Here is a 23788-nt window from a genome sequence, read left to right on the forward strand (position 1 = left end):
TTTTATGCTGCATTATATATCAGTTGAACCAGATTGTTTACGGCCTTTAGATAACCTTCCTTGCCCCCAAACAGTTTGGCGATGCTTGCTGGAGAGCCAAGTTTTCTGAACGGATCGTTTTTCAAAACCGCAATATTCTCCAGTTCAGAAATTCCTTCGTTCATATATTTGTCAAGCAGGGCTTCGAGAACAAGTCTAGCTTGCTCTCCATATTTACTAAAGACATCACGTTTCTTTACTCGCTCTGCTCGTTCTCGTCTTGTCAAGGTCTTCTTTCCGTATGCAATATGACAGATAAAGTCAAAGTCATCCACATCATCCATATTCCGGTCATGCTTTAGAGCCGCAAGGTCAATACCGGCTTCTTTAAGCATTTCCGCTATCTCACTTTTCCTTTTTAGAGCATTCCACTTAGACGTAAAGGTTTCTATTGTCGCATATGTATCAATAATATTCTTCTTAGTATAATCTGTGATGCTTTCTGTACGAAGTAGTTTCCCGTTCGTATCGTAAACGGAAACTACTTTATTGATTACTTTTACTTCACAACCATTTTTATCCACAATTGGTTTTGGTCGTGGCACCGGTGTCGGGCACTCACAAGGAATTTTGCCACAGACGGGACATACCGAAGGTGGAGTAGGTTTTGGACAGACACAAGGATTTTTGCCGCAAACAGGACATGGCTTCGGAGGATAATCTGGATCGATCTCTATCGGGCCATCCCAATCTGGATCAGCAAAAAGGCGTGTCACATTGCGAAAGTCCATTACTACAAAATGTGTTTTCCCTTCTTTTTCACGAATGCGGGTGCCTCGTCCTATAATCTGCTTGAACTCTGTCATTGAGCCGATCTGTTGGTCGAGAACTATGAGTTTGACCATTTTGCAGTCAACACCAGTTGATAGTAATTTACTGGTCGCAGCTATTACCGGATATTTTGATGCAACAGAAATAAAATAATCTAGTTTCCCTTTGCCATATTCATCACTGCCGGTAATGCGGACTACATAGTCGGGATTCTTTTTGCACATATCTGCATTGGCATTGACCAGTGCGATTCGCATTCTCTCCGCATGCGCTTCATCAGCACAAAATACAATGGTTTTTGCCATACGGTCTGTGCTTTTGAGATAATTAGTTATTTCTTGTGCTACTTCCCGATGACGATCTTCAATTACGATGTTATAGTCGTAGTCACTGTTGTTGTATATCCTGTCTTCGATTTCATTGCCGTAAATATCCTTTTGGCCTTTAATTGGTCGCCACTCATTTCCGATGTTTGTTGTAATATTTATGACTTTAAACGGAGCAAGGAAGCCATCTTCTATCCCGTTCTTCAGACTATATGTATAAACAGGCTCGCCAAAATATCCAATGCTTGATTGATAACGTGTTTCTTTTGGCGTTGCAGTCATGCCGATGTGTGTTGCAGCGGAAAAATAATCCAGTATAGTGCGCCAGTTACTGTCATCTTTGGCACTTCCTCTATGACACTCATCAATGATTACGAGATCAAAATAATCCGGATTAGGAAAAAGCTCCTGATAATTTTTTGCATCATTTTGTCCAATAAGTTGCTGGTAAAGCGCAAAATACACTTGATGAGAAAGCAATTCCTTCAATTTGTCCTTGTCTTTGGAATAATCTATTTTATGGATTACTTTTTCCAAAGGCTTGAAATCTTGTTCAATGGATTGATCTACCAATATATTGCGGTCGGCTAGATAAAGAACTTTTTTCTTTAATCCACTCTTAAGCAGTCTCCAAACTATTTGAAACGCAGTGTATGTCTTACCTGTACCGGTAGCCATCACAAGTAAAATACGGTTTTGCCCTTTTGCAATGGCGTTAATAGTACGATTTATAGCATTAAGTTGATAATATCTTGGAGGGAAAATATTTTGTCCACTACATAATGGTTGGTTAATGGCAACTTCCTCCTGTTCATTAAGCCCGTTTCCTTCGTTTATCTCTTTTTTATACCGATCAATCAATTCTTCGCGGGTTGGAAATTCATCCATACCGAAACATCGTTCTTGTCCGGTTAGAAAATCATGTTCGGCAAAACCTTCTCCATTAGAGCTGAACGCAAATTTGACATCAAGCATTTTTGCATATTCCATTGCCTGCTGTAAACCATAGGAAACAGTATGCTTGGTATCTTTTGCTTCAATAATAGCGATTGGTGTTGCTTTATTCACATAAAGCACATAGTCAGCGAACTTTGGTTTTTCACGATGCACAATATTGCCATGCAAGCTGATTTTACCATCGGTAAATTTCACTTGTTGTTCCATGAAAATACTATCTTTTGTCCATCCCTTGCTTGTGATGGCATCGTTGATATAGCGGAACTTTACATCTTCCTCTGATAATTCATGACTAATGCCCATGTTCATATAATATTTTATTATCGGAAGTTCAACTCATCAAAATTCGGAGTTTAATATTCGGTTATCTATATCATTGGCGTTCTTTCTCGTCAGTTATCAAATCTTTCAAATCTACTTGTAGTATCTTTGAAATCGCTAAAAGTGTTTCCAAATCCGGCTGGTACCTGTTGCAAGCGTAACTATTGATTGTACTGAAACTCTTGCCAACTTGTTTTGCAAGCCAAGTTTGTGATATACCCTTTTGCTCAAGAATATCTTTTATCCTGTTCAACTTCATACCACTCTGAATTTTGCTACAAAATTACGCTAAATTTTGCGATATTAGAGCACTAATGACGAACAAAATTGCTTCATGCAAAAGGATACACTTCTTGAACAAAAAAATGGGTTGATAGCATGTGCTGTTTTCTTAAAAGAACTTATAAATCGCGGGAACTTTTCGGTATCAAATTACAAATATTATTGAATTTATAATTTGATAATCAGAAAGATAAAGAATATTATTCGGTTCAAGCGTGGAGATAAAAAAGGAAAAAGTGCAATTCAGACATATATACGAAGAGTTACGATGAAGAAAACGGAATGCGTCCTTGTGAAAGGTCGCCAGATGTCCGCCGAAGGGTAGCAATGCCCGTAGGACACAGTTTTTTGATTTTTAGGAAAGTTCAATCCCCAAAAGGGATTGGATTTATTAAGTGGGAAACCACTTTTTTACATGAGAAAACAAGACCCGCACTTGTGAAAGCCCGGAGCTTGTACTTTAGCATGGCAGCCTGCCAGCTTTACCCCGGCAGGCTTGTCATAGAGATATTTTTCAACAAAAGTTAGTTCACTTCGCATCAGCGGATGCGGTACAAGTGAAAGAATTCAAAATGTCTGGAAGCTTCCACCTGTTACAGTCCGAAGCTTCCGTTTTTTTATATGGACAGAATAAATTCAAAAACAAGAACGATATGGCAACATTAAAATTGAACAAATTCATACTTTTGCCGTGTAGGGCGGCTTCCGCCCTCGTGCGCTGCGGCTTCCCGGTGAGTGCGGGGATCATGATGAAAACGTTTTCCCCCGATACGGGCCGTATATTTTACGAGAACGCCGTGTGTGACTTCCTGCTGCACAAATTCCCTGAAATCGTGAGGTGGTATGAGGACTGCCCCTGCCCGACAGGATTCCTCACGGCAGGTTCACCGGTATGGGTGTTCCTTCCTGAAGAGGGAAAGGAAGGCGACGAACTTCTAAGGTCGGTACGCAAGGAGATCGACAATCGCCCCATACGTGTGATCACCCGTGAGAATTACCGGAGACGTATGTGCCTTTCCGGCCAGCTCATCAAACGGCTCGACCGCGCAGGTGACGACATGCTCTCCGAGTTCCTGTGTCACACCCTGCTTTCCAAGCAGGACGGCACGTATGTGGACTCTCGCAGATGGGAAAGCGCCAAGAAAGGTGACCCGGTGCACGGCTTCATATCCGACATGCTGGCGGCGTGCCTCTCCGCCAGCATGCCCATCGTGGACGGTGACCTGCCCGGCATCCTCACGCGGATGGTAAGACACCATATCCCGAGTGTCAGGGCGAAGCTGAGAGAACAGGACAGGATGATCCTGCAAGCCTGTCCCTCGCTGAATGAATATCAGCATGCAATGAAGTAGAAAATGCGTACCTTATAAATGCAGACGAAATATAAAAACAAGCTGCGAACGTTATTCTTCTTAACTTAAAATGTTGGAACGCCAATATCAAATATTTTATGCTTTTGCTGGTTATTTTATCTGTGTAATTTGTGGATATTATATAGAAGTATGTATTTATAAATAAAAATCATGAACAATGGTATAATATGGTTGAAGTTAAAAATATCGTTCGGTTATGCCATCTTGGTTCTGTTGTCCGCATTCATTGTCTATCAGTTCCGTCAGGAACAAATGCAAAGACACATGCTACGTAAGAAGGAGAAAGAGCTGGTGGCGATACACCGTCTGGCTGAAAGAATCTACATCGACCTGCTGGACCTTTCCACCCATGCCGAGATTGCCGTCACATGGGATGATGACGACCTCGGGGAATACAGCCGCAAACGCCACGGGGTCTGCGACAGCCTGCAACTTCTGAAAGAATATGTCCATACCCCGTTACAAAAAAGCCATATCGACTCGTTGTGCCTTCTTCTTTGGAACAAGGAACTTCTTTTATCCAAGGCGGTACATACCTTCAAGGAACTGCAGGACATAGGTGACATTGTACAAGAAAGCATTCCTGCCATTGTCTTGACAGCCCGGAAACAGGCTGCACGGCAAAAGGAAAATACGGCTTCTCCGGAAGCCGGTGCGGGAGATGTACCCAAAAAGAAAAGGAGTTTCCGGGATATCTTCCGTAGAAAAGAAAACAAATCCGCTTACCTGCAACAGAGGGAAGAGGCTGAACGTAAACGGCAATCCCTGTCCGTTCCCTCTTCAACCGGGACGACAACACGCATGCTCCGCTCCCTGAATGAAAGGGTCACCCGGGAACAGGCTGAAAGGCGGGCCAGGCTGCTGGCACAGATGGACAGCCTGTATGCCGGCAGTGTGGAGCTGAACGGGAGGATGAACAATATGATCTCCGAATTTGAGCGGAAAAACAACGAACGTTTTACCGCACGCTACAGGGCCTTTGTCCTTGAACGGGACAATTCCTACCATATGGTGGCCGGCCTTGCCCTGTCCGTCTCCCTTCTGGCGATCATGCTGTATACCGTCATACACCGGGACCTGAACCGCCGTCTCCAATACGAGAGGGAGCTTGAACAGTCCGACAGGCGGAACAGGGAACTGCTCCGCTCACGCAAGGAGCTGATGGCCTCGGTTGCTCACGACCTGCGCGCCCCGCTGGCGGCCGTCAAAGGCTGTGCGGAACTGTTACCCTCGGAAAGCGACGTCAGCCGCAGGAGTGGCTATCTGGACAACATCCTGCACTCGGCCGATTACATGCTCGGCCTGGTAAACACGCTGATGGAATACCACCGGATGGATGAAGGCGAAGTTCGCTCCAATGACACGCTCTTTAGCCTAAAAGCCCTGTTCGAGGAAATAGCGGACAGTCATCGACTTATCGCCAGACAGAAGGACCTGGCGTTCACCGTATCTTTCTCCGGCCTGGATGCCGTCGTCTGCTGTGACAGCTCGCATATCCGGCAGATAGCCGGCAACCTGCTGTCCAATGCCCTGAAGTTCACACCCCACGGGGAGGTGCGCCTTGAGGCGGAATACTTGTATGGGGAACTTAGCATCTCTGTCCGGGATACCGGCGTGGGAATAAGCGCTGAGGAGAAAGAACGGATATTCGGGGCGTTCGAAAGGCTGGACAACGCGCGTAACATTCCCGGGTTCGGCCTGGGGCTGGCGATCACGGTCCGGCTCGTATCTGAAATGCGGGGCCGCGTGGAGGTAAAGAGCGCCCCCGGTGAAGGCAGCCGCTTCTCCGTATTCCTTCCCCTGCCACCGGCCGGACAGTCCTCCCGTCTGGAAGAGAAGGTGTTTCCGACCTGCGAACTGCCCGGCGTCATCCGTGTGTTGGTCATGGATGACGACCGCATCCAACTTAGGATCACCCGGGAGATGCTCTCCCGCAGCCGGATTCACTGTGACTGCTGCACGGATGTCCGGGAACTGATGGACTGCCTGAAAAGTCAGGAGTACGACCTTCTGCTGACCGACATACAGATGCCCGGTGCGGACGGCTTCTCGGTCCTTGAACTGCTGAGGGGCTCAAACATCCCCCGGGCAAGGGAGATTCCGGCCATAGCCGTCACGGCACATTCCGACAGGGAAGAGGAATACCTCTTCGCAGGTTTCGCCGGATGTATCCATAAGCCTTTCTCCGCGGAAGGGCTGGTGACCGCCATCATGCGGGTCATAAAAGGGACCGGGAAAGAGTGGAGGCCGGACTTCTCCCTCCTGCTTGCCGGAGAGGACAACCGGCAGGAAATGCTGGGGCTGTTTGTCAGTGAAAGCCGCAAGGACATCGAAAGGCTGTCGGCCGCCGTGAAAGAAAAGGACAGCCGGGAAATCATTTCCATCCTCCACAAGAGCCTGCCACTGTGGGAGACGGTGCGTCTGAACTATCCGGTAGCGGACCTGTGGGTGCTGGTCAAATCCGACGCGGGCCAATGGGAGGAAGAGGAATATGTGAAAATAGAAAAAATAATCGGTGCCGTCAGGGAACTGATATCCTATGCGGAACTGATGCAGAAAGAGGGAAAGGAATGAAAACGATACTGATTTTGGAAGATGACGTGATTTTCAGCCGCAGCATCGGCAACTGGCTGAAGAAGAAAGGGATGGCGACCGAACATGCCGCGACGCTGTCGGCTGCCCGCAAGGCCCTTTCCGCAAGGGAGTTCGACCTTGTCCTTGCAGACCTCCGCCTGCCGGACGGGAACAGCACCTCCCTGCTGGAATGGATGAACGAGAGGTTCTACGCCACCCCGTTCCTTATCATGACCAACTACGGTCAGGTGGAGAACGCGGTGGAAGCCATGCAGCTGGGGGCGGTCAATTACCTGTGCAAGCCTGTCCAGCCGGACAGGCTGCTGGAAGCCATCGGGAAGATATTCAGCCGTCCCCGACATGACGGGAACGAATTCTATCGCGGGGAGAGTGCCAAAGCGCGGGAAATGTACCAGCTAGTGGGGCTGGTGGCACGTTCCGACATTTCCGTGCTCATTCGGGGAGCCTCCGGTACGGGGAAGGAGCATATCGCCCGCGAGCTGCATGAACAAAGCCACCGTAGGGACAAGCCCTTTGTCGCGGTGGACTGCGGGACCATCACGGGTGACCTTGCCAAATCCGAATTTTTCGGACACCGCAAGGGGACGTTCACCGGTGCCTACGGTGACAGGTACGGGCTGTTTCAAGTGGCTGACGGGGGCACGCTGTTCCTTGACGAGATCGGCAACCTTTCCCCCGAGACACAGATGCTCCTGCTACGTGCCCTGCAGGAAAGACGCTACAAGCCCGTCGGCTCCACCCAGGAATACACCTTTGACGTCCGTCTGGTGGCCGCCACGAACGAGAACCTGGAGAGGGCGATATCCGAAGGACGTTTCCGGGAGGACCTGTTCCACCGCCTGAACGAGTTCACCATCAATGTCCCCCCTCTCTCGGAATGCGGGGAGGACATCCTTCCGCTGGCGGAGTTCTTCGTGAAGCATTTTTCAGAAAAGCACCGTAAGCCCGTACGCGGGTTCAACAGCCTGGCCGCGGCCTCATTGCAGAAATATCCCTGGCCCGGTAACATACGCGAGCTGAGAAACTGCATCCAACGTGCCGTCCTGCTCTCTGCCGACGGATGGATCTCACCGGAGGAACTGAATCTGGACCTCGCCGTCGGACGGGAGGAAACCGCCCCCATTCCGGAGGAAAAGGAAAAACAGCTGCTTCTCAGGACCCTTGAAGAGGCGGAGGGCAACCGTGCCCGTGCAGCCAGGATACTCGGCATCAGCCGGACTTCCCTGTACGAGAAACTGAGAAAATATCGGATTATATGAGCGGGCCGTTGTACAATACGGGCCAGCTCCGTGAGTCTCCTTCCGGAACCACAGCGAAATGAGAGTGTCATACAAGCGGCCGGACATGGTTTACATAAAATGTACATCCGCCTTACAGTTATTGTAAAGCGGTGTACATTTCTTTTTTTGAGCCTGTTTTCAACTGATATTTTTATCATGCTGAATATCTGACTATTAACAAGAAAATGCAATAGGCATCCACCGGATGGCATCATATTCGCCTTTAATATTCTGTCGTAAGGCATGAATTGTTAAACTAAAGTTTGAGCATATGAAAACATCAACAACACACCGCCTGCTGAACCATCTCCAAGAAGCCGTCCTGGAAGGAAAAAATGCTATGGAAAACGTATTGTCATCCGCCTACGATGAATTTTCAGACCATCTGGCCTCCCTGGCGGAAAGCGGGCTTCCCATCCCCAAGAGGCTGCGCCGCCTACGCCACATGGAGACGGAACTGGACGCCTATATGAATATGGCCGGAAGCAGGGCTGACAGCCGGACACATATCTATCTGATGAAGGCATCCGGCCTTGTCAGGACGGAGATAGAACTGTTGCATTTCGCGCTTCGGTATCCCGAATGCCGCGATACCGTTCCCGATACCGACAAGGGACGGACAGGCCTGTTCTCCCTTCGTTGGAAAGGTTCCCTGGTGAACCTGATGGAACTGATCGCCTCACTGCACTACCTGGGAGTGATAACAGACGGTAACGGCAATCGCCAGTCATTCGCCTCCCTGGTGGCGGCATTCGAGGAGTTCCTGCATATCCGAATCCCCAAGCCCTACGATTTGCGTGCGGACCTTGCCAGACGTAAGAAAACCCTCTCGGTACTACTCCCAAAACTCCGGGAAGCCTTTGAAAAGAACATCATAAACTGCGGGATCGGGAACGGATGACAGAGCGGAAAATCCCCCTGTCATGAATAGTCATCCCCTGTCACGAATAGTCACCTTCCGAAATTAGGCTGGTATTCGAATTATCATTTACTTTGCCCCCGGTAAAAACATCAATAATATGGCTAAGATCAAACAGGTGTACAAGAAAGAGAGAACGGCCGCCTCCCGGACATGAAGAGGCGGCCGCAGTCCGAAGGAATCCTCCGAGCTCCATTCCTTTTACTACGGATTCCGTCTGAACGAGTTCCAGAACATCGAGTTCGAGCGGCTCTATGAGAATTCCGGTGCCGTAACCAAGTCGCAGTTCATCCTGTCGGCCATTTTCGACAAGCCGATGAAAGTGGTGAAAATCGACAAGGCGGCCACGGACTACTGCATCAAGCTCACCAACCTGCAGAGCGAGTACCGCCGCATCGGGGTGAACTACAACCAGGTTGTCAAGGCGGTCCACAGTGGGGAACTGACCGAAAAGAAAGCCCTCGCCCTGCTTTACAAGCTGGAACAGCTGACCGTGGAGCTCGTATCGCTGAACAAGGAAATCATCCGTCTTACCAAAGAGTTCGAACAATGGTTGCAAAGATAACATCCGGTGCCGCCATCTACGGGGCGCTGTATTACAATCAGGAAAAAGTGGAGAAAGGGAAAGCGCGGACACTGGCATGAAACCGCGTGATGGAGACACCGGATGGAAAGGTCGGCATCGCCGAATGCATGCGCAGCTTCGAACCTTACCTTGCCGTGAACCGCCGGACGGAAAAGCCGGTGATCCATCTCTCGCTCAATCCCCATCCCGATGACGTGCTCTCCGACGAACAGCTGGAAGCCATCGGGCGGGAATACATGGACAGGCTCGGATATGGCGACCAGCCTTACGTTATCTTCCGCCATGACGACAACGCGCGTCCTCACATCCACATCGTCTCCCTGCGTATTGATGAACAGGGAAGAAAACTGAGGGATTACAAGGAATGGGAACGCTCAACGGACATCTGCCGGGAGCTGGAAAGGAAATACGGCCTGCTGCAGTCACGCGGGGAGGAATACAGGATTTCCCGGCCGATAACCGCGGTGGACTGCACGAAAGGCGAACTGAAACACCAGATTGCGGGCGTGGTAAAACCGGCCGTGCAGAATTACCGCTTCCAGTCGTTCAAGGAGTTCAGGGCGCTGCTCGGGCTTTTCAACGTGACCGTGGAGGAAGTACACAAGGCCGTGGACGGGAAACGTTGCGACGGTCTGGTCTATGCGGCGACCGACGGAAAGGGAAAACGTACCGGGGTCGGAATCAAATCCAGCGATATCGGGAAAAGCGTGGGATACCGTGCCCTCCAAAAGAAGTTCTCACAAAGCAGGGCATGGATGAAAAAGCATCCCCTGCCGGAAAAGACAAGGGAAAACATCCGCACGGCACTCTGCCGGGATACCCGTGAAGGGTTTCTGCACGAGCTGGCAGGCAAAGGCATCGTGCCCGTACTCTGGGAGAACGGGGCGGGCGTAATCTACGGCGTGACCTATATAGACCATAATACCAGGACGGTCTTCAAGGGATCGGCACTCGGCAAGGAATTCTCCGCTTCGGTTATCAACCGGAAATACGGCACGCTCCCGTCCGTCTCCGACAAGCCGGCTTCAGGACAGGAACCGCCCGTGAATACGGACACAAGGGAGGCAGGGCTTGCGGAAGGCCTGCTGGATCTCTTCTCCATGGAATCCTGTCCCTACCCGTCTGAGGACATCCCCCGGAATGTTTATGGAAAGAAGAAAAAGAGGAAAGGGCGGAAAGGCCCGCGGATCAACTAACGAAGTATTCACATATAACAACCCATCATACCCCATATGGCACAAGAAGATTCCAGAGGGCTCGGCAAGACCATCGACTTCATGCGGGCGGTCAGCATCCTGCTTCTCGTGATGAACATCTATTATTTCTGCTATCCGTTCTTCCATGCCGCCGGTTGTACCAACGGCATGGTGGACAGGATACTGCTGAACTTCCAACGTGACACAGGGCTGTTCACCGGCTCCCCCGTGACCAAATGCTTCAGCCTGATGTTCCTTTTCTTCTCCTCGATGGGCGCCAAAGGGCGGAGGGTCCCGGAGATGACATGAAGGCGTATCGGCTGTTACCTGGCAGCCGGGCTGCTCCTCTATTGGGGAAGCGAGCTTTTCCTCACTGCCGGCTGGAGTGTCCCGCTCACCACCCTTGCGTATGTGTCCGCCCTTACCGCCGGATACATCAGCCTGCTCACCGCAGGCATGTGGACCGGGCGTCTTTTAAAGGAACACCTGATGGATGACGTCTTCAATGAGGAGAACGAGTCCTTCATGCAGGAGACCCGCTTGATCACCAATGAATACTCGGTGAACCTGCCAACACGGTTCTATTACAAGAAGAAATGGCACAATGGGTGGATCAACGTCGTATTGCCCCAAAGGGGCTGCATGGTGGTCGGTTCGCCGGGCAGCGGGAAGAGCTACTGTGTCATCAACCAGTTCATCAAGCAGCAGATAGAGAAAGGCTATGCGCTTTACTGCTATGATTTCAAGTTCCCGGACCTGAGCCTTATCGTCTATAACCATCTGCTCAAGAACAAGGACAAGTACAAGGCGAACGTCCAGTTCTACGTGATCAATTTCGACGATCCGCGGCACAGCCACCGCTGCAACCCTATCAACCCAGCATTCATGTCCGACATCGCCGACGCCTATGAGTCAGCCTATGTAATAATGTTAAATTTAAATAAAACATGGATACAGAAACAGGGTGACTTCTTCGTGGAGAGTCCGATCGTATTGTTCGCCGCCATCATATGGTATCTTAAAATCTACGAGAACGGGAAGTACTGTACCTTTCCCCATGCCATCGAGCTGCTGAACAAGCCCTACTCGGACATCTTCACCATCCTGACCTCGTACAGGGAGCTGGAGAACTACCTCTCGCCTTTCATGGACGCCTGGAAAGGCGGGGCGATGGAGCAGCTGCAGGGCCAGATCGCAAGTGCCAAGATCCCGCTCTCACGCATGATCAGCCCCTCGCTCTACTGGATTATGAGCGGGGACGACTTCACACTGGACATCAATAACCCGGACGCCCCCAAGGTCTTGTGCGTGGGCAACAACCCGGACCGGCAGAACATCTATTCGGCGGCCCTGGGGCTGTACAACGCCCGTATCGTCAAGATGGTGAACCGTAAGGGAAAGCTCAAGTGCTCCATCCTGGTGGACGAGGTCCCGACGATCTATTTCAAAGGGCTCGACACCCTGATAGCCACGGCCCGCAGCAACAAGGTGGCCGTCTGTCTGGGCGCGCAGGATTTCAGCCAGCTGGTACGCGACTACGGTGAAAAGGAGGCGCGCGTCATCCAGAACACCGTCGGCAATGTCTTTGCCGGGCAAGTGTTGGGGGAAACGGCCAAGAACCTTTCGGAACGGTTCGGGAAGGTGCTCCAGCAGCGCAAGTCCGTCAACATGACCCGTGAGGACACATCGACCAGCATCAGCACCCAGCTGGACTCGCTGATACCGGCCTCGAAAATATCCAACCTCTCCCAAGGCATGTTCGTGGGAAGCGTCTGCGACAGCTTCCAAGAGAAGATGGAGCAGAAAATCTTCCACTGCGAGATCGTTGTGGACAACGCGAGGGTGGCGGCAGAGACGAAAGCCTACAAACCGATCCCCGTGATTACGGACTTTACCGGCAGGGACGGCAAGGACCATATGCGGGAAGAGATAGAGCGTAACTACTACCGCATCAAGGAGGAGGTGGGCGGGATCATCCAAAAGGAGCTCCGCCGCATAGGGAACGACCCGGACCTGAAACATCTGCTGGAAACGGAGGATGACGGGCAACAATAGTTTTAACCATTCATTTTAATTTATCGAATCATGGAAAAGAAGAAAAACAGCGCGGGCTGTCTGCCCGGCAAACCCTGCTTCCCCTGGGTGGGAGGCAAGAGAAGACTGCTTCCGGTACTGATCCAGTCACTGCCGGAAAATATCACGGAAATGGAAACTTATGTGGAACCCTTTGTCGGGGGAGGCGCCCTGTTCTTCTGACTGAGACAGACTTATCCGCATATCCGTTGCGTGATCAACGACTCAAACGAGAGCCTGGTGAATGTCTACCGTGTCATACGCGACACGCCGGAAGAACTGGTCGGACTGCTTGCCGGCATCCAGAGCGAATACCACGCCCTTCAGGGACGTACAGAGAGAAGGGACTATTTCATGGAAAAGCGCAGGGTCTTCAACGAAGAGCACCCGGATGGCATCACACGTGCCGCCCTTTTTATTTTCTTCATGCGCACCTGCTATAACGGCATCTATTCGGTCAACCGCAAGGGCCGGCTCTCGGTAACCTTCGGTACGGGCAGCCGCGCCAGAATACTGGAGGAGGAACTGATCCACTTCAACCACAAGCTGCTGCAAGGCGTCGTCATCCTGGACGGGGACTACCGCCAGACGGAAAAATACGCGGGAGAGAAATCGGTCTTCTACTTCGACCCGCCCTACAAACCCGTCAACGAGGCCGGTGCCTGTACCTCCTACATGCCGGACGACTTCGATGACGACTGCCAGATAGAGCTGGCCGGATTCTGCAAGGACTTGGGAGAGAAAGGAAGCAAATGAATGCTCTCCAACTCCGATCCCCGTCAGAAGAACCCGGAGAACACCTTCTTCGACGACCTGTACGCCGGCTTCCATATCCAGCGGCTGAGCATCTTCCGTTCGGTATGTTCCATAGCCGAGAAGAGGGAGACGGTCAATGAACTGCTGATCAGAAATTATTAGTACCGGTCATACTCTATGATGCCCAGTTTGTTGATCAGGCGGAAAACACTGAAATCAAACCCGCTGTCCTGCAGTTGGAGACACACGTGTTTTCCCTGCAGGCCAGAATGAGGAAACTGATAAAGGATTACGGAACGCGTCTAATGGCCTGGGGACCACTGGCACAAGGCACAGACCGGATTTTCACAAATGAAACGCTGAAAAATATCGGAGCGAAATATGGCAAAACCAGTGCCCAGGTCGTTCTAAATTTCTTGACGGGTGAAGGTATTGTAGCGATTCCCAAATCGGTACGTACGTTACGCATGACAGAGAATTTGGACATTGAGAGTTTCGAACTGACAGAAACAGACTGGAAGATGATTCGAAAGTTGGATACGAGACTGCTTAAGGTTGATTTCAATGATCCGGCGATGGTGAAATACCTATTGGAGTATAATAAAAATTTCAATCCGGGCAATTGACAGTATATAACCGTATTCATCAAAAGCAGACGAAAAGATAAATGGAATATCATTCTTTTTTGCCTGCTTTATTATTACATGGAGATACCGTTTGTATTTTATATGGTGTACATAAATTATAAGTATATTGACACCTGCATATCCGCTTCCTGAATATAAACGGAAATGCAGGTGACTTGACAATAAGCTTAGAACAATCGTTGTTGCTTGTACATTTGGATATCTTCCAATTTCATAAGTTCCCACAAATCCGGTAATATTTTGCGGGACTGCATATAGGCTTGTATTTTCTGTTGGTCTTCATCGCTGTAATAACTAATTGTCCAATGCACTTTCTCTTTGTCTATGTGGCTGATTATTTCGTCAATATAGGGCTCGTCAACCGGAGAAAAAGAAAAACCGTAAATATAAATATGCTCGATTTTATTCATTGAAGAGAAGATGCTCCGGTTATCTTGGATAATTTGCTCTACATTTTTGCGAATTCTATATATTTCGTTGACAGCGGCATCACGAACTGTTTGAGTTATGTAGTCTTCCCCATCGTACCACTCGGCGAGCTCTTCTTCCGACAAATCCGCCGGAGGCTCCGGTTGGACGACTTCTGCAGCTTTGGTCAGCTCTTCATAAGTCTTATTGTGACCAAGTACCAGCACTTCATCGGAAGCCTTACCATGAATGTAAAGAATTTCTGAATCAGGAATACCGTATAAGTCCTGTAAAGTGGAAGTGTAATTAAAATTGATGAAGTGGTCATCTCCTCTGGTCAACTTTATCTTTTTACTTCCATCCGCTCTTGACAAAGAGTTAATCCACGCTTTGAAAGTGTCTTTAATATCATTGACCAAATCTCCTATTTCACTTTCTGCCTGATATGAACCGGCATAATAATCCCGATCCCTAAACTCGTCACTGGCTAAATCCGGCTGATTTTCCGAAGCAGTATACTGTATGTAGGTTGCAAGTTCTATTTCGCCTAAATTCACTTCAAACTGCCACCACCATTCATCATCATCCACATAATAGAATTCTCTCAGTCTTTCGTAGAGTTCCGGTTCGTTCTCTTCGAGCCATTGACGGTACGCACTATAACTACTATTTATTCCATGATGGCAATCGAATCCATTTCCTATAATATACAAGTTTTTCATTTAAGTATTTTTATGAGTTAATTCTTTCATTTATGCGAAGTTAGAAAATAGTTGTGAGTCTTAAAAAAAATTATCTTCTTTTTTTGGTTCTTCGTCAAATTTGGTGGTACTTCTTCTATTGTGAATAAATAATCTTCGCTCTCAGTAGTTTAACTCCTGCCCTATTGTACATCTGTCTTTTTACCGCTTTAATTTTATTCACTGTCCCCTCCAGTAATCCGTTACTGAAGGGGATATCAATAGCTGCCTGTACTGCCTCCCAGTCTTTTTCAATACCATATGCAAAGTTCGTCAGTGCCATATTCCGTGTTGCCTTCGCTTTTTCAATCCACTTTCTAATATCCTTATCATAAGTGTTCCCATTAATCATATCTCTGAAATTCTGACACACGCTTAAAAGTTCTTTAATCTGCGGTGAGGACTTATACAGTTCCGCTAGTTTAGGATTATCCGATTCTCCCTTTAGAATGTATTTGCGTATCTGATTCTGTGAAACTCTCTGTATTTTACTTCTGTTTTCAATGCTCTCATTATGCTCCTTGACTTCCTTCCTCTTTTGTTGATACCTTTTTCGCAAGCTGGATGTTATCCTTCCAATAAGTGCGCCACTGATTTTACTCCCCATTTTTTGTGCCAATATTTTTCGAGTAATACAGCCCGCACTAATGATTGTAGCCAGTTCGGATACATATTTAAGAGCTGTCTTCTGTTGCTCATTCAAGTATGCCCCTATTCTTCTGTTGTGAATAATCTTATAAATGTAGCGACTTTTCTTACCCAAATGTGCGGCTGTCTGCTCAATGGTCATCCCCTGCATTTTTAAGTTCAAGCTTTCCCTGTATATCTTCAATTTTTCTCTGTGTCGGACATCTCCCATGTTAAATATGTCCTGAAGAATTAACGAAGAAGCCGTGTCTCTGTCAGGATATTCGTATTTGAGCTTTTTCTTGGTCTGACGGATTATTTTCTCTATTTCCGGTATCATCGTGTCCGTCATATTCTTGATTAGATGGAATCGGTCGCAGATTTGTGTAACACCAGGAATTATTCTGTTTATAGCCTCTGTGAAACATCTTCCACGGTCTCTCGTTATATATTGTATTTGAGGATTCCGGATGAGCCAGTTATCAAGTGCTTCTCCGTTTCTATCCTCTAACAAAGCAATAGGTATGTGTGTCATCTGGTCTACGACCACACTCATATAATCCTTACCTTTTTTATAGGCAAAATCATCAATACCTACATAAATACTTTTATTATGCATAGGATTGTGTTGTCCGCACTGTTGTAGGATGCGTAAGCAGGAAGAACTACTGGCTGTTATATGGAACAGTTGCAAAAGAGAAGAGGCCTTTCGGGAAGTAAGTTCCAAACTTATCGATCTGATGCGTTCCTCAACAAGATAGCTCCGTCTACCATACCGACGAGCCAGAAAAGACAACGGTTCGCAGAATATTTTTTGTGGACAAGAAACATTGTCACAATAATATTTGCCAACCTTGATGACTAACTCCAAAGTATGACCGTAAACTTCAAGATCCTCAATATGACGGGAGTAGTAACTGTGCAATCGGTGACTGAAATGTCCGCAATAAGGACAGGAAGCCCCTTTGCCAGCCGTATGTAGAAAGACCGTCAATGAGCCAACAGCTTCAGAGATACCATCTTGTTGCAGATTATCGTAGCCAAGACTGAATCTGAAATCATGGAATAATCCCCTATTTGTAGGAGCATTTTCTTTTTTTGATGTATATTTGTACGTTGTAGATATGACTTGTTGCATTGTAACTCTTAATGATGTGGTGTCTTTAAAGTTACTAAAAAGCAAACATATCTACAACTTTTAATAGGATTAAGAAAGAAGAAGACAGTTGAAATAAAAAAGAGATTACCACCAAATTTGACGAAGAACCCTTTTTTTGATAGTCTCACTTTTTTATTTTTTTTTGCAGAAAATCAACCATCATAAATTATGGGCCTCAAAGATTACATAAAAGAAAAACAGAAAGTTTTTAAGCAGTTGAATTCTGCTATAGATAAGACATTCTCAGATGATGCTGAAGAACGTAAGGAAGGAAGAAAAGAATTAGAAAAGTTGCGCGGTAAAGATGGAGTCGTTCCCTTTGCCATAGGTTATGCACATCAAATAGAATATGACTACAAAGGAAATCCGGAGGACGCACGAAAAGCTGTTGAGGAATACAAGCGCATAGTTAATGATGGGTATGCTTTTGTAGCAAAAAACATTCAGGATTTGGAAGCCCGATTAGAGAACTAATTGTATATGAAGCGGAAGTATTTCATTACAAACAGTAGATTGTAGCTTGTTTGATTTTGTATCCACATTAAGAAGACGTCTGCCCTTATATTGTATGACTGCGAGGACAAACGTCTTTTTTGTGGTAGTTCAGTGGTCGTGGTCAAGCATAATATACCAGCCGTCTTTGATAGGTTTGTATAGAGTCGTACACTATCTGTTTGGCAATAAATATCATTCAAATCCGAATGTTGTTCTATTGGCGGTATTTGCTTTTTATCCAGTTCCGATTCATAGAGAAATACAAGAAACCAAAAACACTGCAGTTACAGTATTTCTTTAATTTCGTATTTACGTATCTGTCTACCTCTTTATTTTTCATCCACAGGCTTGCCCTGACTTCGTACGGTCCGCCTGAGAAGATTTTATCCTCTCCTGGAGGAATTCGTTCAAATCCTTGTGTGGCAGATAGTGTACGGCCTTGTCAACCACTTTTTCACACAGCCTTCCGATCTCCTCCACCGCCTTTCTGCCGGTTTCATCATTATCCAGAAAGCAACAGACCTGTCCGTAACTTTTAAGGATATCCACTGCCTTGGGCAGGTTGGCCACAGAATTGAGCACCACGCAGTCCGGCACGGCTTGCCCTTCCTTCAAGGCCAGGTACGAGAGATAGTCCATGAACCCCTCGAAGACCAGTACCGGTGACTGCCGTCTATCCCCGGCATTATGGCTGACATGTGTGATGTCCTTGGGGGAAACCGCACCCTTGAAGTACGGGTTGCGTATTTCAAGCCCCCCTTTCCTGTTTTTGAAACCGACCGCGAAATACCATTTGCCACGCATGCGGTAATGTACCTCCACGCATTCCCTTGTGGCGATATCGGAAGGAATGCCCCTTGTCCCGAGATAATCCAGCAGGACGGTGTTCTTAAGAGGTGAGACGCGCAGCCCCTCAAAAGGCGATGCCACAGCCCGTCCTTTCGCGGGAGAGGAAACCGGCCTAAACGCCGGAAAATCGCTTTCAATCCTCTGCAATACGGTCGGGATATCCGTCACCCCGTACAGCTTTTGCGCCAGGTCGATGATACTGCCCCCGGTTCCCTCCCCGAAATCACGTCACAGGTTCAGGGAAAGGCTGACCTTGAATGACGGGGTACGCTCCCGCCTGAAAGGCGAAAGGTACCATACACTGTCTCCCTGTCTTCTGACAGGTGAGAATCCCGCCCGCCCGAGGAAATCCTCCAGCGGAATCTTCTTTACTTCCTCGATGTTCATCGCTTGCTTGTTTTACAGGTTATTTAAAAGGCGGCCATGAGAGCGGGTCCAGCAAGACACCGTCCTTCCTTAACTCAAAATGCAGGTGGTTGCCGGTCGCCACTCCCGTATGTCCGACATTCCCGATATGCTGTCCGATACGGACATGAGTGCCCGCCTTTACATGCAGCCCGCTCATATGCGCGTACAGTGTCGAGTATCCTTCCGCATGCCGGACATGCACGAACCAACCGTAACTCCGGCTGTAGCGTGCTTCGGCAACCCTGCCGTTCCCCGCACTGTATACCGGGGTGCCATAGGGAGCGGCCAGGTCCACTCCCTGGTGGAACAGCCTCCTTCCCTTTACCGGATGCATCCTCATACCGAACGAGGACGAGACCCTGAAACGGGTGTATCTTCTGTCAAGGGGGAAAAGCACGGGATAATCCGTCAGGAGAATGGGGACATGTCGGGACTTTCAAGGAACCGTTCACTTTCCGGCAGTACCGGTGGAATGTCCCTTTAACAATTCACCCCCGTTTCCGCCAGCCGTACCGTCTCCCCTTATACAGGAGGAGGCTGACAAAAGGTGACAAAACATGACTATCAATGACAACTTTCTCATAATCAGAATATTTTAAGACGAAGATAGTAATTTTATCTCCCGAAACGATTTATCCACTTTAAAATTTAACAGTATGGAAGAGGTAAAACCGGCTGCTACAGGCAGCGAAAACGCCACCCAGGAACAGGGTTACCTGATGGCTTACGACAAGAAGGAACAGAAGGCGAAAGGTGTCAAGGGCATCGCGGCAAACGGAGAGCTGGAGACGCTCGAGGCCAATGAAACGAACAAGAGCCAGTTTATCCGCGTGGACCGGCATGGAAATTTCTTCACCAACTTCGGGAAGAACTTCATGTACCAGTACAACCATCCGACACGCTATGCGCTGTACCGGATGGAGGAGAAGACCCCGGTGGAGGAAGCCAAGCGTAGGATCGAGCAGGCCCAGCTCCCCGAGAACGAGTCCTTAAGACGCGAGCTCTCCCGGGATAACCGGATCTACAACAACCACCTTTTCAACGAGCGCGAGATCAACTGGCAGCAGGCCGAGCGTTACGGGCTCACCCCGGACGTGCTCAGACAGACGGGCGACATGGAAAGGCTGTTGCAGGGCAGACAGTCCGGCATAGCCTATGACATCTCCATGAACACCGAGCTGGGACGCCAGAAGGGGGATGCCAAGCTCTCGCTCTTCCGCGACGAGAACGGCCTGGCCAAATTCGACCTGCACTTTATCCGCCAGGCTCCCAAGGTGGGACAGGAATACCGGGGATGCAAGCTGGAGGAGGACGTGCTGGACGCCTTGAACCGGACGGGCAACGCCGGAAGGCTGGTAGACCTGGTCGTCGACTTCCGCAGCAAGGAGACGAAACCGTGCTACCTTTCAAAAGACCCGGTTACCAACGAGATGTTCTTCCTCCCGGCGGACCAGGCTCGCTGCCCCAAGAAAATCAAGAATTACACGCTCTCGCAGCAGGAGTACGCCGACTACACGGCCGGCAAGGAGGTCCCCATCGAGTTCAAGTCCTCAAACGGAAAAATCCTGCGGACCTCCATCCAGATGAGCGCCGCCGAACGCGGGACCGAGTTCCTGTGGGAAAGAAGCACGAAGAAGCCGGAGAACAGACAGGGGCAGGAACAGAAGGACGGCTCGCCGGAGAAAACGCAGAAGCCTGAAAAGAGGACCTATGCACGCAAATCAAAGATAACCCCGAAAATGTAACGGCATGGCATCCATAAAAGACAACATGGAACAACTGGAGGAGCTGTTCAGGCAGGACGGCGGAGGGTGCCTGCTCGTCGGGTACGAAACCGGCATGGACAAGCCCCATGCTGCGATTTCCTACCAGCTTTACCCTGTCAATCCGGATCAGGACGGCATGACCTACCAGTTCCTCAGCCTGCTGCATGTCGGGATGGAGACCGCCCGGATATCGGCTTTCGTCCCCGATACCCGTCTGGAGATCTACCGCTTCCCCCGTATGTCCGATGTCCCTTCCATATCCCGGGACATCCCCGTGAAGGAATACATCACAGGCAAACTGCTGCCCCATATCCAAAGGTGCGGCCTGGAACCGGTGGTGAGCGTCAACCTGCGTGACGTGGTGTTCATGAGGTCCGTCCTGAAACGGTCCATGGAACCGGGCGGACGGCTGCGGCTGACGGCCGCAGAGATCGACCGCCTGGTAGATTTCCGCCGGCAGCAGGACGAGAAGGCGCGGCTATACGGCTATGAGCCCGCCTACAGGCTGCCCCTGCATATCGTGGAAACATCAAGGGGCATACTTGTTTTCAGTGACGGGCCGGCGGGCCGGAAAGGGCTGGAGGAGTTCTACCGGCACCTGGCGGACAACTACTGGTGGATACACAGCGAACCGGGACCGGTCAAACAATATGACATGCATTCCGTTCCGGCAAGCCTGGCCCCGCTGATTGACGCCTCCTGCAGAAAAGATCCCGATACCGGAAGATACGTGTACGAGTTCACGAACTCCCCGGTACGGGCGGACCTGCCCGATGAAAGAAAACTGGAGCCGGTCTTCTTTACCGACATGACGCCCTCCGCTGAAGGATACCGCAACCTCACGGAGTTTTCCGGATGTGGGATGAGCGGGTGCAACGCGGATATCTACCGGCTGCTCTCCCTTACCCGCCACTTCGACCGGCAGCTCATTCTTGACCCCGCCTTTTCCTACCGGCACCAGTTCCGGGAGTTCGTGGAACGCATGGACAGCTTTCTCCGGGGAAATCCCGGCGGCGATGACATGGGAAAGATACTGGATGACATGCACGGCAAGGCGGGGCGTATCCTGAAAACGGATTTCGACGTAAGGGGGCACCGTACCCTGGAACGGCTCCTGAATGACCGCAGCGTGCCGTTCCTCATCGGGGAACACGAGGCCGATGACACTTTGAGAAGGGCGCTGCTCGAAGGGAGATGGATTTACTTCCCCGGACTGTCGGCAAAAATGCCCGGACTCCGTTACATCCATGCCGATAAGACCTGCGACCGGGTCATGGCCTATAAGAATCCCCCGGGGCTCAAGCCTGTATACCAGATCAAGGACGGCAAGATCGTCCCTTATGAGTCGGAGGCAGTAAAAACGGATAAAGCGCGGGCAAAGAGAAACGGGAAGAGGAACGGGAACAATTTAAAGTTATAGACATCATGGAGCAGACCTACACAGCGATAGAGACCTTGGGCGGCTTCCTCGCCTTTACCGACACGGCGGAAGGCAGGAGAAAGCTGCGGCAGTTCCTGCAACAGACGGCCGACGCCTATTTCAATCCGGCATTCAATTCCGGAGCGTTACGTGTCTACAGGGCCGAAGGGGAACTTGGCAACCGCCCCTGGGTCAACCCGGGGAGGATGCGGCCGGACGAGTACCCCTATGGCCCGAAGCCTCATGGCGACCGGATGGAACTCCTCTACAGAGGTGAGATGAGACCCACTGCGGAGGACTTCCGCAGTTTCTGCCATAATGCGGGCTGTGAGATAAGTGCCCGCAACGTCAATATCACGGACACCCTGGATGCCCTGGAGCGTTATGACCGCCGGGTGGAGGAGTTGCAACGGATACCCGCAAAATCCGCCCGCGACAGGGAGGAATTACTGCAGACCCTCGAGACCAGGAGGCAGCTGCAGAAACTGATGGACTCCGCCTATGATGTCCGGGGACACCGGACGGCCGGGAGAATACTGGACGACCCGGCGGAGCGCGTCACCCTGGAAGGAGTCCCGCTCTACGGACCTCACAGGAGCGTACTGAAAGAGGGCCTCGGGCTGTATCTGCCGCACGAAAGCGGGAACAACCCCTCGCATGCCTACGCGTGGGTGGACCAAGCTACGGACCGGATCATCTTCGGCGGCAACCCGCCTGTGGACCGGAAAACCGTCAGGATCAGACCGGAGGTCGAGAAGAGGCTGTACAGCCCGCCAGGAAAAACACGTAAAAGGACCGGGACACGTCCCAAAATGTAAAATAAGAAACAGATGACAATGGAAAAAAGCAACAGGACCGCACCCCTAAAAGTAGTGCTCCGAAATCACGGTTACCTGCTGTTCTCCGGCAGCAAGGCCGGTGAGGAGGCCCTCAGGGGATATCTCCAGCGTGCCGCTGACAGGTACTTCGAACCGCATGCTCATGACGGGGTGCTGGAGATCTACGAGTACTCCGGGCGGCGCAGGGAGCTGATGCCCCATATCAACGGCGGCGGACATGGCATGTCCTGCCGGGAAGGGACGGGAAAGGCGGAATACATTCCACGGGAGGCCCTTCCCGCCTGGTTTGTCGACAGCCTCGAGCCAAGGCTCTACCACGCGATGAACCCGACAGCCGACGAATACCGGGGGCTGTTCTCCAAAGTGAAGGGATATACGGGTTTCGAACTCTCCTCCAGAGCGGAGAACGAGGACATATACCGCCTGCTATCGATCAGGGAGCGCGGCTACATGAATATCCATGACCGGCCGTTCACCTATTGCAGGGAGCTGCTTCCCCTGGCCGAACGGTTCGAAGAGGTGACGCAGGTGAAAGCCGCCGAGCTGTTTGACCCGCAGGCTTTCAGGGCACTTTCATCCGAGATAAGGAAAAAGGCGGACGATATCCTCCGCCGGGACTTTGACGTAAGGGGACACCGGTCGCTGGAGAAATACCTCAGTAATCCCGACACCGCCCTGCTCGTGGGAAACGTGAGGCTGGAGAACGAGCAGTTCAGGGTGCTCTCCGAAGGCCACGCCCTGTACCTTCCGGAGAATGACCGCCCCGCCTCACGGCACCTGCTCTACTGCATGGCGGATTTTACACGGCACAAATTGCTGGTATCCGGTGAACCGTTCCCTGTCAGGACCTACCGGGTAAAGGACGGCATCCGTCATCCGGCAGGGCAGTGTGAGGAGTTATCGGAGAAAAGGAAAAGGACCGGACAGAAGCCTTCCGGCAGAAAATTATAAATTAA

The 23788-nt window shown here is 50.1% G+C and carries 21 protein-coding genes and 2 pseudogenes; 15 read left to right on the forward strand and 8 right to left on the reverse strand.

Translation table 11 applies throughout. The features are described from left to right. Positions 1–2 precede the first annotated feature (2 nt). Both hsdR and CI960_RS15465 read right to left on the reverse strand, forming a co-directional pair. The gene (gene hsdR, locus CI960_RS15460) at positions 3–2396 is read right to left on the reverse strand and encodes an EcoAI/FtnUII family type I restriction enzme subunit R (protein ID WP_094582644.1); all 2394 of its coding nucleotides are present in this window, start codon (positions 2394–2396) and stop codon (positions 3–5) included. A gap of 70 nt (positions 2397–2466) precedes the next feature. Then, entirely contained in the window at positions 2467–2673 is a 207-nt protein-coding gene (locus tag CI960_RS15465) for a helix-turn-helix transcriptional regulator (protein ID WP_046450997.1), read from the reverse strand. Between the two features lie 676 nt (positions 2674–3349). Between CI960_RS15465 and CI960_RS15470 the strand changes: the two genes are divergently transcribed. The 10 genes and pseudogenes from CI960_RS15470 (at position 3350) to CI960_RS15520 (ending at position 14100) form a co-directional block, all read left to right on the forward strand. After that, the gene (locus tag CI960_RS15470) at positions 3350–4048 is read left to right on the forward strand and encodes a hypothetical protein (RefSeq protein WP_157740129.1); all 699 of its coding nucleotides are present in this window, start codon (positions 3350–3352) and stop codon (positions 4046–4048) included. A 186-nt stretch (positions 4049–4234) separates the two neighbouring features. Beyond that, positions 4235–6643, forward strand: a complete 2409-nt coding sequence (locus CI960_RS15475) for a hybrid sensor histidine kinase/response regulator (protein ID WP_157740132.1) — start codon at positions 4235–4237, stop codon at positions 6641–6643. Further along, complete coding sequence (locus tag CI960_RS15480; protein ID WP_094582458.1) at positions 6640–7923, forward strand: sigma-54 dependent transcriptional regulator; 1284 nt, start codon at positions 6640–6642, stop codon at positions 7921–7923. Before CI960_RS15475 ends, CI960_RS15480 begins: the two co-directional genes overlap by 4 nt. A 466-nt stretch (positions 7924–8389) precedes the next feature. After that, complete coding sequence (locus tag CI960_RS15485) at positions 8390–8845, forward strand: RteC domain-containing protein (RefSeq protein ID WP_232520535.1); 456 nt, start codon at positions 8390–8392, stop codon at positions 8843–8845. Positions 8846–9080: 235 nt separating this feature from the next. Next, positions 9081–9428, forward strand: coding sequence for a hypothetical protein (locus CI960_RS23465; RefSeq protein WP_229103034.1), 348 nt, complete (start codon positions 9081–9083; stop codon positions 9426–9428). Between the two features lie 89 nt (positions 9429–9517). Continuing rightward, the gene (gene mobB, locus CI960_RS15495; RefSeq protein ID WP_094582460.1) at positions 9518–10645 is read left to right on the forward strand and encodes a conjugal transfer protein MobB; all 1128 of its coding nucleotides are present in this window, start codon (positions 9518–9520) and stop codon (positions 10643–10645) included. A 36-nt stretch (positions 10646–10681) separates the two neighbouring features. Beyond that, positions 10682–12700: pseudogene (gene mobC, locus CI960_RS15505) on the forward strand (conjugal transfer protein MobC). Positions 12701–12730: 30 nt separating this feature from the next. Then, positions 12731–13474, forward strand: a pseudogene (locus tag CI960_RS15515) (DNA adenine methylase). Beyond that, positions 13475–13636 (forward strand): hypothetical protein, encoded by a 162-nt coding sequence (locus CI960_RS23470; protein ID WP_167369816.1) that lies wholly within the window; start codon positions 13475–13477, stop codon positions 13634–13636. It begins immediately after the preceding pseudogene. A gap of 74 nt (positions 13637–13710) precedes the next feature. Further along, on the forward strand, positions 13711–14100 hold the full coding sequence (locus tag CI960_RS15520) for an aldo/keto reductase (protein WP_229103026.1): 390 nt from the start codon (positions 13711–13713) through the stop codon (positions 14098–14100). A 188-nt stretch (positions 14101–14288) separates the two neighbouring features. Here CI960_RS15520 and CI960_RS15525 read toward each other — a convergent pair whose 3' ends face one another. Both CI960_RS15525 and CI960_RS15530 read right to left on the reverse strand, forming a co-directional pair. Next, the gene (locus CI960_RS15525; protein WP_048928542.1) at positions 14289–15251 is read right to left on the reverse strand and encodes a bacteriophage abortive infection AbiH family protein; all 963 of its coding nucleotides are present in this window, start codon (positions 15249–15251) and stop codon (positions 14289–14291) included. Positions 15252–15366: 115 nt separating this feature from the next. Next, the gene (locus CI960_RS15530) at positions 15367–17034 is read right to left on the reverse strand and encodes an ISL3 family transposase (protein ID WP_094582228.1); all 1668 of its coding nucleotides are present in this window, start codon (positions 17032–17034) and stop codon (positions 15367–15369) included. Between the two features lie 189 nt (positions 17035–17223). On the opposite strand from CI960_RS15530, the gene CI960_RS15535 reads away from it, so the two are divergent. Continuing rightward, on the forward strand, positions 17224–17529 hold the full coding sequence (locus CI960_RS15535) for a hypothetical protein (protein ID WP_094582464.1): 306 nt from the start codon (positions 17224–17226) through the stop codon (positions 17527–17529). A gap of 357 nt (positions 17530–17886) precedes the next feature. Here CI960_RS15535 and CI960_RS15540 read toward each other — a convergent pair whose 3' ends face one another. The 4 genes from CI960_RS15540 to CI960_RS23785 form a co-directional block, all read right to left on the reverse strand. Next, the gene (locus tag CI960_RS15540) at positions 17887–18567 is read right to left on the reverse strand and encodes a toprim domain-containing protein (protein ID WP_048928540.1); all 681 of its coding nucleotides are present in this window, start codon (positions 18565–18567) and stop codon (positions 17887–17889) included. 60 nt (positions 18568–18627) lie between these two features. Further along, complete coding sequence (locus tag CI960_RS23475) at positions 18628–18786, reverse strand: hypothetical protein (protein ID WP_182423404.1); 159 nt, start codon at positions 18784–18786, stop codon at positions 18628–18630. Positions 18787–18805: 19 nt separating this feature from the next. Further along, entirely contained in the window at positions 18806–19147 is a 342-nt protein-coding gene (locus tag CI960_RS15545) for a M23 family metallopeptidase (protein ID WP_350469282.1), read from the reverse strand. A 108-nt stretch (positions 19148–19255) separates the two neighbouring features. Continuing rightward, positions 19256–19390 (reverse strand): hypothetical protein, encoded by a 135-nt coding sequence (locus tag CI960_RS23785; protein WP_255352150.1) that lies wholly within the window; start codon positions 19388–19390, stop codon positions 19256–19258. A 73-nt stretch (positions 19391–19463) separates the two neighbouring features. On the opposite strand from CI960_RS23785, the gene CI960_RS15550 reads away from it, so the two are divergent. The 4 genes from CI960_RS15550 to CI960_RS15565 are packed head-to-tail and all read left to right on the forward strand — an operon-like array spanning position 19464 to position 23783. After that, positions 19464–20552: a DUF4099 domain-containing protein gene (locus tag CI960_RS15550; RefSeq protein WP_094582466.1), complete on the forward strand. Its 1089-nt coding sequence runs from the start codon at positions 19464–19466 to the stop codon at positions 20550–20552. A 4-nt stretch (positions 20553–20556) separates the two neighbouring features. Then, positions 20557–21993, forward strand: coding sequence for a DUF6047 family protein (locus CI960_RS15555; RefSeq protein ID WP_048928537.1), 1437 nt, complete (start codon positions 20557–20559; stop codon positions 21991–21993). Between the two features lie 5 nt (positions 21994–21998). Then, positions 21999–22811 carry a DUF6047 family protein gene (locus tag CI960_RS15560; protein WP_048928536.1) on the forward strand — a complete coding sequence of 271 codons (813 nt, stop codon included), beginning with the start codon at positions 21999–22001 and terminating at the stop codon, positions 22809–22811. 18 nt (positions 22812–22829) lie between these two features. Beyond that, positions 22830–23783, forward strand: a complete 954-nt coding sequence (locus CI960_RS15565; protein WP_229102971.1) for a DUF6047 family protein — start codon at positions 22830–22832, stop codon at positions 23781–23783. Positions 23784–23788 lie beyond the last annotated feature (5 nt).

The sequence above is a fragment of the Parabacteroides sp. CT06 genome (genome assembly GCF_002257605.1).
GTDB classification, from domain to species: domain Bacteria; phylum Bacteroidota; class Bacteroidia; order Bacteroidales; family Tannerellaceae; genus Parabacteroides; species Parabacteroides distasonis.

Coding starts and splice junctions, on each gene's coding strand:
- CI960_RS15535 (WP_094582464.1), top strand. CDS start 17,224: ATGGGCCTCAAAGATTACATAAAAGAAAAACAGAAAGTTTTTAAGCAG.
- CI960_RS15485 (WP_232520535.1), top strand. CDS start 8,390: ATGGAGACGGAACTGGACGCCTATATGAATATGGCCGGAAGCAGGGCT.
- CI960_RS15565 (WP_229102971.1), top strand. CDS start 22,830: ATGGAAAAAAGCAACAGGACCGCACCCCTAAAAGTAGTGCTCCGAAAT.
- CI960_RS23475 (WP_182423404.1), bottom strand. CDS start 18,786: ATGAACATCGAGGAAGTAAAGAAGATTCCGCTGGAGGATTTCCTCGGG.
- CI960_RS15560 (WP_048928536.1), top strand. CDS start 21,999: ATGGAGCAGACCTACACAGCGATAGAGACCTTGGGCGGCTTCCTCGCC.
- CI960_RS23470 (WP_167369816.1), top strand. CDS start 13,475: ATGCTCTCCAACTCCGATCCCCGTCAGAAGAACCCGGAGAACACCTTC.
- CI960_RS15530 (WP_094582228.1), bottom strand. CDS start 17,034: ATGCAACAAGTCATATCTACAACGTACAAATATACATCAAAAAAAGAA.
- CI960_RS15545 (WP_350469282.1), bottom strand. CDS start 19,147: ATGAGGATGCATCCGGTAAAGGGAAGGAGGCTGTTCCACCAGGGAGTG.
- CI960_RS15465 (WP_046450997.1), bottom strand. CDS start 2,673: ATGAAGTTGAACAGGATAAAAGATATTCTTGAGCAAAAGGGTATATCA.
- CI960_RS15470 (WP_157740129.1), top strand. CDS start 3,350: ATGGCAACATTAAAATTGAACAAATTCATACTTTTGCCGTGTAGGGCG.
- CI960_RS15550 (WP_094582466.1), top strand. CDS start 19,464: ATGGAAGAGGTAAAACCGGCTGCTACAGGCAGCGAAAACGCCACCCAG.
- mobB (WP_094582460.1), top strand. CDS start 9,518: ATGGAGACACCGGATGGAAAGGTCGGCATCGCCGAATGCATGCGCAGC.
- hsdR (WP_094582644.1), bottom strand. CDS start 2,396: ATGGGCATTAGTCATGAATTATCAGAGGAAGATGTAAAGTTCCGCTAT.
- CI960_RS15480 (WP_094582458.1), top strand. CDS start 6,640: ATGAAAACGATACTGATTTTGGAAGATGACGTGATTTTCAGCCGCAGC.
- CI960_RS15525 (WP_048928542.1), bottom strand. CDS start 15,251: ATGAAAAACTTGTATATTATAGGAAATGGATTCGATTGCCATCATGGA.
- CI960_RS15555 (WP_048928537.1), top strand. CDS start 20,557: ATGGCATCCATAAAAGACAACATGGAACAACTGGAGGAGCTGTTCAGG.
- CI960_RS23785 (WP_255352150.1), bottom strand. CDS start 19,390: ATGAGAAAGTTGTCATTGATAGTCATGTTTTGTCACCTTTTGTCAGCC.